A 14,791-nucleotide genomic window follows, 5' to 3' on the forward strand; every position below is an offset into this window, starting at 1 on the left:
ATTGACTAAACAACAAAAAACATATTTATTATTAGCTGCTGTAATCCTTATTTGGGGAATTATTGGTTATCAGTTTTTTAATCAGTTTTCTTCAAATACACCAGAAGTAACTACAGCTTCTTCTTTTGAGTTTGTTCCCCAAAAAATAACCAAACAAGAAGCGTATACCGTAAAAGCTGATTATCGTGATCCTTTTCTTGGAAAATTACCTTCTGACAAAAAGAAAAAAGTAATTGTTAGAAAAAAAGCACCCAAAACCAACATTCCTTTTCCAAACATTACATACAATGGGGTTATTGAAGGAGGTTCAAAGTCTTTTATCCTTACAATTAATGGTAAACAAGAAGAGATGTCTATTGGACAAACCTTACATAAGGTTACCTTAAAAAAAGCAAATAGCTCAAAAGCAGTTGTTGTTTTTAACTCGGTTTCAAAAACAATTCAATTGTTAGAATAATGATTTTTTTCAAAAAGCTTAAAGCGGGTGCTTTACAATATGTATTAGCTATATCTACTATTATAGCACTCGTTTTATTTGCTTTTATTTCTTTAGTATACCTTCAACAAAAACTACAAACAAAAAACGCTTTTTTTAAAGAAGCTGTTCTTAATGTTCAATTCGGATTCCACTCTTTAGCCAACGATGAACTTTCTTACAACCAAGTTAAAGAACTCCAAGTTTCTGATAATATTCAAGAAAAAACAAGTATTGTAAAAAAACATTGGGGTGTTTTTGATCTTGCTACTGTAAGCTCTAACGTAAAAAACGAACATTTTTCTAAAACTGCTATTTTAGGAAATCACAATTTAAAAAGAGAAGCTTTATATCTTAAAGAAACTTATGCTCGTCTTATTTTAGTAGGTAATTCTAAAATTGTAGGTAATGTATCCTTACCAAAACAAGGTATCAGTACTGGTAATATTGCTGGAACTTCGTTTAATGGAGACAAACTGTTTTATGGAACTAGAAAAACTAGTACTAAGACATTACCTGAAATTGCAAACAAAGAATACTTTAAAAACTTGCTTCGTTTAAATTTCTTAAATGATAACACATCTTTTTTCGAATTAAGTGATGGTCTTCAAAAGCATCAATCTTTTACTGAAGAAACATTAGTAAATACCAATAATGGTCATTTATTTTTAAGTAATATTAAACTCAAAGGAAACATTATTCTCCATTCTAGCACTAAAATTATAGTAAGTTCTTCAGCAATTTTAGAAGACATTATTTTAATTGCTCCTGAGGTAGAAATTAAATCGAATGTTAAAGGGAATTTCCAAGTGTTTTCTTCTAAAAAAATTCATGTAAATAAAAACTGTCATCTTGCCTACCCTTCTGCTTTGGTTTTACTTAATAAACAACAACAAAACACCAATTCTAATAATAAAGACAAAGTATTAATTCAAATAGATGCTAATTCTTCTGTCAAAGGAGTTGTATTATTTGAGCAAGAATCATTAAAAACCAGTATCAATTTTACTCCACAAATAAAAATTTCAAAAAATAGTATTGTTACTGGTGATGTATATTGCAATAAAAACTTAGAATTACTTGGTACCGTTTATGGTTCTGTATATACAAGTAGTTTTATCACATTACAGTTTGGTAGTACCTATACAAACCATATTTACCATGGCGTAATCAACAGCGATAAGCTACCAAAACAATATTGTGGATTGTCATTTAAAAATCCCAAATTAAAAGTTGCAAAATGGGTTTATTAAAGCGTTTACATACATATATCAACAAAAAAGTTAAAGCATCTTCTTTAACAGAAGTATTGGTCGCTACTACCCTAATTTTATTGATTTTTGGAATCGCTACAGCAGCTTTAAACAATATTCTACATAATATTACCAGAGTAAATAATCAGGCTATTGAAACTGAGCTAAACGAACTACAATACCAATATTTAAATGGTACTTTGCAAGTTCCTTTTTATGCTGAAGACGATGAATGGAAAATTGAGGTTTTAAAACATACTGAAAACAATCATAGCTTTATTATTTTTGAAGCGACACATATACAGTCGAAAAAGAAACGTACTAAAAAACTAGTTGCTATTGAAAATAACTAAAAAAATACAAGCCATAACTTTAAGTGAAATGCTAATAGTATTGGTAGTTTCTAGTATAGTTATTTCTTTAGCCTTTGTTACCTTAACATTGGTACAAAAACAAGTATCTTCTATTAAAAACAATTTTCATACAAGACAAGAAACTCAGTTTTTAGAGCGCATATTATGGCAAGATTTTAATAAGTATCATTGTAAATATAATGCATCTATAAACAGACTTGAACTTGTAAATAGCGTTGATACTGTTTTTTATAGTTTTCAGAATGATTTTGTAATTAGAAATAACGATACTTTAGAGGTACAAATACAAAACAAACAATTGTTTTTAGATGGTGTAACAGTTACTAACGGAACAATAGATGCAATTCAGTTAGAAACTAGTGTGAGTTTTAGAAATAACAAATTGTTTGTGTATAAAATTAAAGACGCATCGTATTATTTAAATAGTAATTAATGGCTTTTCAATTAGATAACATCCCTAATCAAACCAAAGAAAAAAAAGAAGGTTTTGACATCGATTCTTTACTTAAGAAAGAAATTACGCTGTTTAGCAGTTTTTCTAATAAAAAGAAGGAAGCCTTTTATATTGAATTAGCAGTATTACTAAAAGCAGGCTTAGAACTAAAAGATGCCTTAGAGCTTATTGCTAACGAACAAAAAAAAGAAATAGACTCACAACTATTCAAAAACATAATAAACGACTTAATTACGGGTAAAAACCTTTCTGAGGCTATTAAAGCTCAGAATAAGTTTTCTGAATATGAATACTACTCTATTCAAATAGGAGAAAGAACAGGGACTTTACAAAGTGTTGCCGAAGAATTAGGTAATTTTTATAAACGAAAAAATGAGCAACGTAGAACTGTAATTAATGCTTTAAGTTACCCTATTGTAGTTTTATGTACTGCCTTTTTAGCTGTTTTATTTATGCTACAATTCGTAGTACCTATGTTTGCTGATATTTTTAAACAAAATAGAGTTGAACTTCCTTGGATTACTCAAAAAATTATTGCCATGTCTAATAGTTTTACCAAATATTATTGGGTATTCTTTTTATTCATTGTTTTAATATTTGTGTTTATCAAAGTTTTTAAAAACAAGGAATGGTATAAAAGAATTAGCTCTGCTATTCTTCTTAAAATTCCTTTTGTAGGTGGGTTTGTTCGTAAAGTTAAACTAGCACAGTTTACACAAGCTATCTCTTTATTGGTTGGGGCTAAAGTTCCTTTATTAAATGGAATTCAGTTGACTAAAAACATGATTGAGTTCTACCCGCTTCAAAAAGCTTTAGACAAAGTAGAAAACAGTATTTTAATTGGTAAAACCTTGCATGAAAGTATTTCATTAGAACCTTTTTTTGACAAGAAAATGAGTTCATTGATTAAAGTTGCTGAAGAAACTAACCAAACTGAAACTATTTTTAATCGATTGACTTACCAATACAACCAAGAAGTTGAAAATAAATCTAAAATGATTAGCGCTACTGTTGAGCCGTTAATTATTGTAGTTTTAGGAGGTATTGTAGCAGTTATTTTAGTAGCTATGTATTTACCTATGTTTAAATTAAGTACTGTAATGGGATAGTTTTTATAACTCATATGTACTATAACTTATTATTTTTCTTTTATACTCAACAATTTTACGAGGACTAAGTCAAGATTTATTTGATATCATCAGCGAGCTTCGCTGACCTAATAAAATCTTTGCAGAACCATCAGCGAGCTTCGCTGACGTAATAAAAACTTTGCAAAACCTTCAGCGAACTCCGCTGACCAAATAAAAACTCTGCGAAACCATCAGCGAACTTCGCTGAAAGAAAAAACTACCTTAATTAATTAAAATTAAGGTAGTTTGTATTTTTATTGTTAATAGTTATAAAACTATTAATCGTTCACTGTAAAAACTTACTCATGCTTGCCACTAGTTGCAAACTAGCGGGAACGGGGGCCATTACAAATGGCTAGTATATATGTTAGCTTATTTATTAACTTTCTTTAAAAACTTACCATTTCTGCTAACGCTCAAATATCAAGGTGCGGGAATGCCAGTTAGGAATAGCTGAATAGAATTGATAAACACCAGACTCTAGATAAAAGCGTAAAACATTATTACCAAATTTTTCAAAGTACTTATATTGATAATTTTGTTTTCTAAATAGATTAAAAAAACTGAACAAAAAATAATTTTGCTTCAAATTTTGCTCTAAAAACCCTTGTAGAGATTGATTCTTATTATTAAAAATCATAAATTCTCCAACTTCTCCTTTATAATTTGTAAAAAAATCAATTAATTCATCCAAATAAGCCTCTATAAAAAAATAATTATTTGAAAAATTAAATTTTGAAAAATACTTAGTAATAATATTTTTCTCTGAAATACTTAATTTAATAAATACCTTATTATTCTTTGTATAAATTTTCTGAATTAAATAAAGGTGAATACTATTCTGAAATACTTCATCAAATTTTTCTGACGTTCTCTTGTCAATACTGTAAAAGTTACTAATATAATCTGATGTAACATTTCTTTCTTTAAAGGTTTTAAATAAAATATAATTATTAATATTGGATTCTTTCATTTAACGCTTGTCTTATTTTCTTTTCTATTCCTCCTGCCTTTTTCGAAATAGGGCCTTTGTATAATCTTTTTAATCCATGTAAACCAGAAGTCTTAACAAACTTTATTATATCAAGATGATTACTCGCTTTTGAAATACCTTTTTGAATATAATGACCGTGTAATCTTTTCGCCCCACCAACAACTATTTGATGATAATCTAAAGAAAAAACCCTCTTACTAAAATACTTATGATGTCTAATACTAATACCTTTTAATGACTTATATCCATATCCAAAATATGTAATTCCTCTTTTCCCATAGTACTTTAATCCTTTAAATCCCTTACTTACAAGGTTAAATCGTCCAAATTTACCTACAAATTTACTAGCTCCTCCCAATATTGGTGGCATTGGTAAAAACATCATAACTGCCTGTGTAACTTCATGATTAAAAAACTTAGTTCCAGCACCTCTTACGGCATTTTGAAATTCCTGATGCTCTTCATAATATTCATTTTTATAATTTATATAACCAGCAGATTCTCCATTAACCACCACTTCGCTTAATCCAAAACGGAATTCAGTATTCCAAGCTCCATCTGAATAACTCCATGGATTTCCTCCTCCATCATATGCAAGTTCACCTGGTTTAGGTATTGGGCAAGGATTACCTTTATCATCAACACACCCTCCATCAGGATCAACCAGTAAATGTGGTTTGTTCCCCATTGCTAGATATGGCGAATCGTATTGACCATATGGATCAGGAGAAATCCATCTATTTATCCTTGGATCATACAATCTAAGTTGAAAAGCTGGCTTCCCAGTTTCTGGGTCTGTTTCGGCATATTCTCCTTGATACGCATATCTATATGGTTGGCCATTAATTATTTGCCTATTAGGCATTGGCATTCCGCCAGGATAATAATCTGTTTTTGAAATAGCAATGGCATTATCTCCATCTTTTACAATTACAGCACGTACATTTCCTAAATGATCTGTTAATTGATAAACGTTTGCTCCGGATACTTTATTGTGTATTCCTAATCTGCTTGCTCCATAAATAGGCAACTCTTTTTGTTGTTGACTTTCATAGATAGCCATCGTATTACCTGAAGCATCCAATACATAGTTTGTTTCCTTTATAACTGTAATACCATCGGAATCATAACTCAATTTTTGAATTCGATATCCTTTATCATTATACTTAAAAGCTACTCTTAGTTTATCTTCGTATAATACTTTGGTAACTAAACCGCTTGCATTGTACTCATACTTAATATCTTCACCTATGTTTTCTGTTAGCTGTCCTATACTATTGTACTTATAATTATCTCCATTTTGATCTTTAATATCATTTGAATTTGTAATTCCAGTAACTGAGTCATCAACTCTTAACAATTGGTTACCTAATAGTTTTTCACTGGCATCTTTTTTATATTCATACCTAAGCTTATCCATTTCATTTTTATCTACTCCGCCTATCTCTTCAGTACTCTTATTTCTATCTAAACTTAATAAATTCCCATTCGCATCATAAGTAATATTACTAACGTTATAATCATTTGGACCATAAGTACCACTAGAACTTGAACTTACTATTTTTGCAGAAAACTCTAATGAAGCACTTGCTTTAACTTCAAAACCTAGTTTGAAAACAATAGATTCTGTTGCTTTTAAATGCTGTGCACTTGTTATTTTATAATTCAATTCTAATTTTGTAGGAGCAGATGTTTGTTGACTTCCAAATCCATCAAAAATAGCTTCTTTTAACCAATCATTTCTATCATACCTATAATTGTATTGCAATGGACTACTCGTATCATCTTTTGTGCTCCTTACATTCCACTTCATAGATTTTATATTACCATTATACTGATCTTCAAATTCAGGCATATGACTTGTTTTAAATCGATCATCTTTTATATAATCACCTACGTGATAGTCTAACTTTAACCCAAACAAATCATTTCCTTTTGGATTTAACGTTGGTTCTTGAGCTAAAGTTGGATCATTAATTCCTTTTAACTGTCCATTTAAATTGTATACATAATCAATATCTTGAATCCCTTCTGCTAAAATTGTTCTTTTTAAAGAGCCATCTTTATAGTATTCATAAGTTGCGTGTATTGTAAAAGTACTATTATCTTTCGATGTTTCTACCATTACTAAAGCTTGTGTGTCCGGATCATAAGTATACCTATGAATAAAACGTTCTCCTTCATTGTCTTTTTCAAAATCTACTTTTACAACTTGACTCGTTACAGGGTCATATTCATAATCTATTGTTTTAGCATCATCTAATCCTATATTTTTTTGTACTATCCATTTTACACGTCCATATACATCGTAACTATAATAAGTTTCAGAGACATCATTAAAAGTCCTTGCTACATTTCCTGATAAAAAAGTCGGATTTTTATAATCATCTCCTGCTTTATTTTCTAACCATGTTTTCTGAGTATTATTTATAAAATCGTACTGAGTATATTGTACTTCTTTTAAAGAAGTATATGGAAAATATATAGTTCCTGGTAAACTTCTTTCAGGGTCAGCAGAAGAAAAAGATCCTCCTACTGCAACTCCACTTTGATAAGGTCTTCCCAATTCATCATAATGTGTAAAAGAATATTCACCTGCTAATTTTTGCTTACTATTTTGAGAAAAACGTATTTGCCCATCTTTACCATATTTAAACCATGCTTCTCCCTCATCTGGACTTGTCGTTCTTTTTAATTCTCCTAACGAAGTATATTCGAATGTGCTTCTTAAATTATTATTATGATCTATAGAAGCTTTTTCTTTTAAACCAGTTAAACAGTCTTCATTAAAACCTAAGGGTTGTAAACTTGCTGTTAACTGCCCTACGGTATTATAATAATTTAAACTATAATCATAATAGTTTACTTTATAACGTATTCCCGCTGCATCTGATAATACTGGTTGGATTACTTTTGAAGATTTATCTATATAAGTTAGCCCATGACTTTTGGTAAGCTCATTAGTCCCTATATATTCTATCCTGTAAAAACCTGGTTCTGTAATACTTCCTATAATTTGTTCTGTTTTTAAATTATATATTTTATAATCAGCACTATTTCCTAAAAAAGATAATGTGTTATGACATTCTTTTGGAATATGTATATCAACAAACTTTTGTTCTCCAATTAAAGACAACACCTCATATTTTTTTGTTCCTCCAGAACGTGCAGCACCTAACGTTTTTCCATCAGTATCAGTAAATACTACTGATTCATTCCCATGTACATCTTGTACTACTGTTTTTCCTGCCTTTAACCAAACTATATGATTATTACTTCCATTTAAAACCGATGTAATACCTGCATAAGTACTTGCTTCTGATGGATTGTGAGGAAAAGCATCATAACCAAATACATAATACATTTCTTGTCCCGCTGGCATTGAAAAAATATAACCTCTTTTCCATTTATCATTGTCCTCATCTATAGTACCATTCCCATTAGTATCGTGCTTATTTCCTCCTATAACCTGCTTTACACTTCCAGGTATTAAACTACTATAAATGTTACGAGAATAAGGACGATCAGTCTTATCTTGAAAAGGCTCTGAAGCATTAGAATTACTATAATACCACCCTAAAGAATTCAATTCATCTCCTATTTTAGGGGAATTTTCAGGTAATACTCCATCAAAATCGGTTCCTTTATAAACAGTTCCATCTGGTTTCTTAACAAAATCAGATTTAAAAACTAAAGTCTCATTTGAATAAGCTGGGCTACTTAATGTTTGTACAGATAAACGCCCTTCTGCATCATAAAAAGTATGAGATCCCCAAACTTTTTTAGTTTTTATATCTAAACTCAAGCCTTGTTCTATCTTACCCAAATCGTTATAATAAGTTTTAGATTCGCTTGTAACTTTCTTGTTAATCAAATAACTCTTCTCATACAAAGAGTTTCTTGCTTCAATAACAAACCCTTCACCAACTGGACATCCTGAATTTGCCGAACTACCCGCATTCAATGGACACTTATCATCCTTATTAGTCACATACCCCTCCGCTTCACAAACACTAGTAAACGTACTATTATTAGCATAATGTGGTGTATTTGGATCTCCCAATCCATCATTATCTTGGTCCCTATACAATTTTATAACTCCTACACTTGAATTAGAATCATTGCAATCACCTTTTTCCAAAGACCAACCGGATAATACATTTCCTAATGCACATACCACCTTTGACTCACTTCCGATTCCTATTCCGTCTCCATCTGCATCTCGATACCATGTCAATGGTTTTATGTCAGCCTCAGTATCATCACAATCTCCTACTACCAAAGACCATCCTGTTAAACTATTGCTTAATACACATTCTATTTTAAATTCAGTATCTAATCCAAACCCGTCTCCATCTGCATCTCGATACCAAGTTCTAGGCTTTACTTCCGCATTATTATCATTACAATCACCATTTTTAATCGAGTATCCAGGTGTACCAATTGTTAATCCACAAATCTGTGAACCCGCACCATAGCCATCTCCATCTGCATCTCTATACATACACACTGTAGTGCTTCCTCCTCCTACATCTGGATCTTCAATCTTAATCTGTGCTTTAACTGAAAATACACCTACCAATATGAAAACTAAACTTACTATAAACTTATTCATTTTTCTTAGCTTTTATTGTTCTTCTATTTCTTTTATATCTCCATCACCATCGCCACATGCTCTAATATGTGTACCTATTGCCTCTCTAATAGCTCCCGTAACCTTATCTTTTACTTGGCATCTGTAATATTTTCGTTCATCGCAATCTAAGTACATAGGTATTTCACTAAGGGTATCACTCCATGAACTATAAGTAGTATTTGTACTTGATGAATTAGGTAATACCCATCTATACTCAAAATCTCCACTTCCGCCTGAAATATAAGTCCTAACAACATAACTACCTGTACTTGAATTCAATAAAGAAGCTCCTAAACTTAAATTTATTGTAGTATATACTTCACTTAATTCTAACTCTCCATTTCCATTTGTATCCATTTCTACAAACTTCTTATAGGTATACCTATACTCTTTTATCTTTACTTTACCTTCAGTTATCCCTGTATCATTCGTAACCTCAGCCCAAATTTCAGATAACTTCCCTACTGCATCATATTTATAATGTGTATATAACCCATTAGTTCCTATTATGTGTGTTACTTGATCCCATTCGTTATATACATAACTCATCATACCCGAACTCATTGGATGTAACCTAAAATCATCTAACTGCACTTGTACACTTGGACTCTTAATACTAACTGTAGTTCCTTCACTTGGAATTGTAATATAGCCTTGCTTTTTTACCCAATTCCCAGCTCTAACATCTTCTCCATCTTCAAAATCTAAATCTCCTATAGAACTTCCAACATTTATTTTTAATGTTGGAACAGTTCCATTACTTAATTTTTTAACCCACACCGAAAGCTTAAAGCGTTGATAAATTGCCTTATTTCTTTCTTTTCTTTCAGGCACTAACGTTTCAAAAGCAGGAATATTTGCTCCAACCTCTACAATACCTCTTCCTGTATGCGCTTCTGATTCTAAAACAGTTTTATACCCAGTAGCCTTTATTCCTCCATCGAAATAAGCTCCGTCAACATATTCCGCACCACTATAGTATACATCATCATAATTTGCATTAGCAGTTGCAATTACTTTAGAATACGAATCTCCCATCTTTGTAGTGGCGTAATTACCATTAATATCTTTTACCTCTATTGGCTGAGAATAGTGATCATAACGAGTAGTTTCATTAAGTAGTTGCCAATTATCACTTTGATCAATTCCAATAGTCCAATTAAAATCAACTTCTCCTTGTGTTTCAGTAAAACCTAAAGTTCCATCTTCATTTTTAAGTCCTTTCCAAACATAACTACGATGTTTTCTCCAAATATCATTTGTTGAACTAGTTGTCCTATTATTAAGAATGTAATCCCAAGAATTCTTCCAAGTAGTAATTCCAACTCCTAGAGCTTTCCATGTATTATCTCTAAATATATAACTGTAATTAGCAGCTTCCTGAACAAGCATGTTTTTATTGGTTTCATTGTCAACTTTTGAGCCCATTTTTGAGTAAGCACCAATTGTATGAGCTGGAACTTTTTTGGTTTTATAAAGTTCTCCTTGGCTCATATAAGATTTAGTTTCAAGTAATTCTCCTGTATTAAAATCATATTTACTAAAAACATCTCTTCTTAATTGACCTCCTTCGGTAATCACAGTTTCCTTTAATACTGACGGAAATACTGATTTAGACGTAATACTTAATTGATATGTTTTGTAAATTTTGTTCACATCCCAATAATCTCCAACTACTGAATACGTATTAAAAGATTCGCTTTTAACACCTTGTTTAATTTCACTTAAAGGCAAATATTTATTTTCATGTTTACTTAGTAATTGTTCTTCTTTATTATAAACATTGTGTTCTAATAATTTACCAAGCATTGAAAAATTATTTTTTATTTCATACTTCCCTTTATTTAATTTATTAATAGAAGTTTTTAAGTGATCTCTGTTATAATAAGTAACATCAATTGGAAGGTTTTTTTCATCTTGTACTTTGCTGATTTGAAGTACATCTCCTAAACTATAACTAGTACCAGATTCAACTTCCTTAGCTAGTGTTTTAAACTTATAATTATTTATAAATTCATCACTCTCAACAACTACATTACCATACAGTACAGAAGGTGCAGGTAATTCTGACATATATTTAATATTCTTATTATATTTAGAAGGAGCGTATGATGTTACTCCAGATGATTTATAATTGATATCATTCTTGTTTTTATCAAAACCTTCTTGATTATAATAATAATTTGTAGTATATGTTTTATTATCTCCTTTAACCCTAATTTGTTTAACTCTTACACCTCCACCGTTTTTATTTTCTTCAGTTATATTAGAAGCAATATTATAATAAAAAACGTGTTTTGTAGCATCAGGACAACCTCCACCCATGTCAGGACAAAGACCTCTCTTTCTTAATTGTAAATCTTTCATATCATAAGAAAACTCTCTACCAAATAAGTAACTATCTCTACCACTCCTATGATCTTTAGAAAAATTTAAATCTGTTTCAAAAACTACTTTATTATTAACAACACTAACTACATCTACAAGTTTATCTTCAATATTTACCTTTCCCCATCTCACTTGACAATCCCAATCTCGATATTCATGTCTCGTACAAGCCCAAATATTAACTTTTGCTTTTAAGTTCTCCTTAAAAAAATTTAAGAAGTTTACGTTATTTGGATTATTTGAATATAAGTTTGTCACATCAAATCTTAACTTCCCATTATAGTTATAAAAAACAAACTTCAAACCTTCCTTAAAAAAAGTCTCATAATTGACTGCTTCAGAATAATCATCATTTTCATAGTCAATTATTACTTCTGAACCTATTGGATCAATAATTTTATTCATACTCCAAGCCGCCGCACTATATTTTTGATACCCCCAATCATCTATATCTTTATAACTATACGAGTAATTAGCTCCATATTCAAACTGGTAAGGAGGAACCAATCTAATACCATTCCTTCCTTTCAATTGTACTTTCTTTAACGTTAATCTTCCACTCAATGTATTATTTGCATTAGGTGTTCTCGTAGCTAAGCTATAGTCTTGTATTAACTCTATGGTGTTACTAGATAAATTATCTATGTTGGGTATATGATGTAATAAATCCTCTTCCTCTAACACATTTTCATGGTACTCACCTTTCCAACTTTTATCATGAATTGTAACTGGTGCTTTATAATTATCCCAAGAAGATACTGCTCCCCAATTATCTTCAGATAAAGTTATTTGTTCTACTAACTTTATCCTTGCCTTAATCTGTGAAGTTGACTCACTTGGATTTGAATAGTTAAAATCACTTGGTATTAACTTATTCTTTAATACCACTATTTTATTAAGTTTTAATAAGTCATGATTATATCTATTATACTCAACGTTAACTTTATGAACAGTTCTATACTTACCTGCACTAAAAGTTCCATAACCTTTAGGTAAAGTTTCTCCTAAACCTTTAAAATAATAGCCATCATCTTCAGGATTATACTCAAACTTTTTTATAACATAATTATTAGCTTGATAGTTTTTTGAATTCAACTTAGCTATTGACTTATTATCTTTTCTTTTTCCTTTAATAAACAAAGCTGTATGCGTCCTTGTCTTAACTGCGTTTAAATAATATACTTCTCTTACACCCCATTCATAAGTTTTAGAAGTAGGTGTCGTTCTAAGGTCACTTCCTCTAGGTGTTCTCCATGTATATCCATCACTCCATTTTCCATAATCAAACATTACCCAATAACCTAAATCATTTTCTGATAATTTACCATCTCCATCATCCACATAATCAGATCCAGTAATTGCCGTTAATAACCAATGAGTAGCATAAGGGGCCAACTGAAACTCTTCATAAAATTTTTCATTAATATTCTCATCATACTTTGCAAATCTTGAAAATCGTTCTCTTTGATAAACTGGTACAGAATAATGGTATGTTTTACCATCTGCCGTAGTTATTTTAAATGCTCCAATTCCATCCTTTGGAACTTCAACATGATTCCTATTAAAATTTGCAGGACTATAAACTAATGAAGGGTTATCAATTAGTTGCTTATTTGTATATGTTTCAATAAAATCTCCTTTTTTCAATCTTTTGGATACTTTATTCAAATTATCATATTCAACTCCATCAATAGTTACTTTGGAACTTAAGGTAGATGTTGGTGAAGCAATATCTGAAAACTCATAAACACTTGCTGGAGTAGTTCCCCATTGATTTGCATTAATATTTAAATATGAAGAATTTTCATTGTTAAAATAAAAATATATATTGTCACTATTATTACTAATCTCCTTAGTAAAAGAATCTCTAATATATGACTCTGTCATATATCTTACTCCTTTCAAATTAAAATCTCTCTTCTTTGGTGTTAAAGAACCGTATTCAAACAAATTAGGGCTTATATTACCTGACACTCCTTGACCAGATACTGAATAAAAATCATAAGAAGGCAAATAAATTTCTTTATTAAGTACAGACTCATCTGTTTGGTCATACGTACTAGAATAAGTATCAAAACCTACAAGGTTTCCAAACATCTCACCATCTCTTACCTTTTTATTATTACCAGCATACAATGTACCAATACTTTTATAGGCTTTAGAATCAAAATGCCAATATCTAATTTTACTACTTGAAAAATTAATATTCAATAAAAAAATAGAAATATTTAAATTAAAACTATCCCCTGCAGGTGCAATACTCATTGAAGAATTTAAATCTCCACTACCTCCTCCTAAAGAACTTAAACTACTAATACCCACCGAACCTTTGAATTTGGATTTAGCATTTGCTCCTGTTCCTGTTCCTGTACTACTATTTTTTTCTACTCCATAATCTACTGAATAAGCTATAGAAAAAGCTCCTTTCTTAAAGGAATAACCTATACCAATAGCACCTCCTGCACTAACAGAAGTATTTTCATTCTTTGAGTTATATCTTTTGCCAAAAGCTAACCCTACACCATCAGTACCAGCTCTTCCTTGTAAATTCCCATATCCACCAGAAACCCCTAGATCAAAACTATATGTAGTTTCTCCTCCAAACGCTTTATTTTCAGCATACGAAGCATACAACCCTACTGAATATTTACCTTTTCCCCAACCTACTCCAATACCAAAATCATGACTAGTAACCGTACCTCCTATATCATACACTAATGAAGAGAGCTTTTCTTCTTTCCAATCATCTGGAACTCCATTGACAGATCTATTAATTGCTCCAGGATTAATATTCCAACCTAGACCAACCCACGAAGCTTCTTGATCTACAGCAATTCCTGCATGATAACTTAAAGTTAATGGATAACCTCCTTCTGGACTTGGCACATTTAATATGGGTAAAACATAGGATAAATCTCCAGTTACCAAATTTACCATATCCATTGCATCTACTGGTTCAAAAGTTGCAGCCTCAGGTGCTACAGGACCTTGTGCTCTTACTCTCCATGAAAACAATACCAATAAACTAACAACAATAGCAATTCTTCTAGTTTGTTTATTCTTTATCATAATTTTAGTATTTTCTCT

Annotated in this window: 8 protein-coding genes; 5 read left to right on the forward strand and 3 right to left on the reverse strand. The window is 30.7% G+C overall.

Annotation, left to right across the window (positions count from 1 at the left end; genetic code table 11):
- The first annotated feature begins 1 nt into the window (after position 1).
- Genes MHN29_RS09630 through MHN29_RS09650 form a run of 5 tightly spaced genes read left to right on the forward strand, consistent with a single transcriptional unit; the run spans position 2 to position 3,665 of the window.
- The gene (locus tag MHN29_RS09630; protein WP_235274812.1) at positions 2-457 is read left to right on the forward strand and encodes a hypothetical protein; all 456 of its coding nucleotides are present in this window, start codon (positions 2-4) and stop codon (positions 455-457) included.
- Positions 457-1,728 carry a hypothetical protein gene (locus tag MHN29_RS09635; protein WP_235274811.1) on the forward strand — a complete coding sequence of 424 codons (1,272 nt, stop codon included), beginning with the start codon at positions 457-459 and terminating at the stop codon, positions 1,726-1,728. The genes MHN29_RS09630 and MHN29_RS09635 overlap by 1 nt, the downstream gene beginning before the upstream one ends.
- Complete coding sequence (locus MHN29_RS09640; protein WP_235274810.1) at positions 1,716-2,081, forward strand: type II secretion system protein J; 366 nt, start codon at positions 1,716-1,718, stop codon at positions 2,079-2,081. Before MHN29_RS09635 ends, MHN29_RS09640 begins: the two co-directional genes overlap by 13 nt.
- A complete protein-coding gene (locus MHN29_RS09645; RefSeq protein ID WP_235274809.1) occupies positions 2,068-2,535 on the forward strand; it encodes a hypothetical protein in 468 nt (155 codons plus the stop codon). The genes MHN29_RS09640 and MHN29_RS09645 overlap by 14 nt, the downstream gene beginning before the upstream one ends.
- Positions 2,535-3,665: a type II secretion system F family protein gene (locus MHN29_RS09650; protein ID WP_235274808.1), complete on the forward strand. Its 1,131-nt coding sequence runs from the start codon at positions 2,535-2,537 to the stop codon at positions 3,663-3,665. Before MHN29_RS09645 ends, MHN29_RS09650 begins: the two co-directional genes overlap by 1 nt.
- Before the next feature lie 430 nt (positions 3,666-4,095).
- Here MHN29_RS09650 and MHN29_RS09655 read toward each other — a convergent pair whose 3' ends face one another.
- From MHN29_RS09655 to MHN29_RS09665, 3 genes are read right to left on the reverse strand one after another with little or no spacing between them, the layout of a single operon-like run.
- Positions 4,096-4,659 (reverse strand): hypothetical protein, encoded by a 564-nt coding sequence (locus MHN29_RS09655; protein ID WP_235274807.1) that lies wholly within the window; start codon positions 4,657-4,659, stop codon positions 4,096-4,098.
- Positions 4,640-9,295, reverse strand: a complete 4,656-nt coding sequence (locus MHN29_RS09660) for an RHS repeat domain-containing protein (protein ID WP_235274806.1) — start codon at positions 9,293-9,295, stop codon at positions 4,640-4,642. The genes MHN29_RS09655 and MHN29_RS09660 overlap by 20 nt, the downstream gene beginning before the upstream one ends.
- Positions 9,296-9,307: 12 nt before the next feature.
- Positions 9,308-14,773 (reverse strand): hypothetical protein, encoded by a 5,466-nt coding sequence (locus MHN29_RS09665; protein WP_235274805.1) that lies wholly within the window; start codon positions 14,771-14,773, stop codon positions 9,308-9,310.
- Between the last annotated feature and the right edge of the window lie 18 nt (positions 14,774-14,791).

Origin of the sequence: Tenacibaculum sp. Cn5-46 (genome assembly GCF_022347705.1) — a bacterium.
Classification (GTDB): domain Bacteria; phylum Bacteroidota; class Bacteroidia; order Flavobacteriales; family Flavobacteriaceae; genus Polaribacter; species Polaribacter aiptasiae.

Bases quoted from the DNA above. Each gene is read 5' to 3' on its own strand.
- MHN29_RS09640 (WP_235274810.1), top strand. From the start codon at position 1,716: ATGGGTTTATTAAAGCGTTTACATACATATATCAACAAAAAAGTTAAA.
- MHN29_RS09655 (WP_235274807.1), bottom strand. From the start codon at position 4,659: ATGAAAGAATCCAATATTAATAATTATATTTTATTTAAAACCTTTAAA.
- MHN29_RS09665 (WP_235274805.1), bottom strand. From the start codon at position 14,773: ATGATAAAGAATAAACAAACTAGAAGAATTGCTATTGTTGTTAGTTTA.
- MHN29_RS09660 (WP_235274806.1), bottom strand. From the start codon at position 9,295: ATGAATAAGTTTATAGTAAGTTTAGTTTTCATATTGGTAGGTGTATTT.
- MHN29_RS09650 (WP_235274808.1), top strand. From the start codon at position 2,535: ATGGCTTTTCAATTAGATAACATCCCTAATCAAACCAAAGAAAAAAAA.
- MHN29_RS09635 (WP_235274811.1), top strand. From the start codon at position 457: ATGATTTTTTTCAAAAAGCTTAAAGCGGGTGCTTTACAATATGTATTA.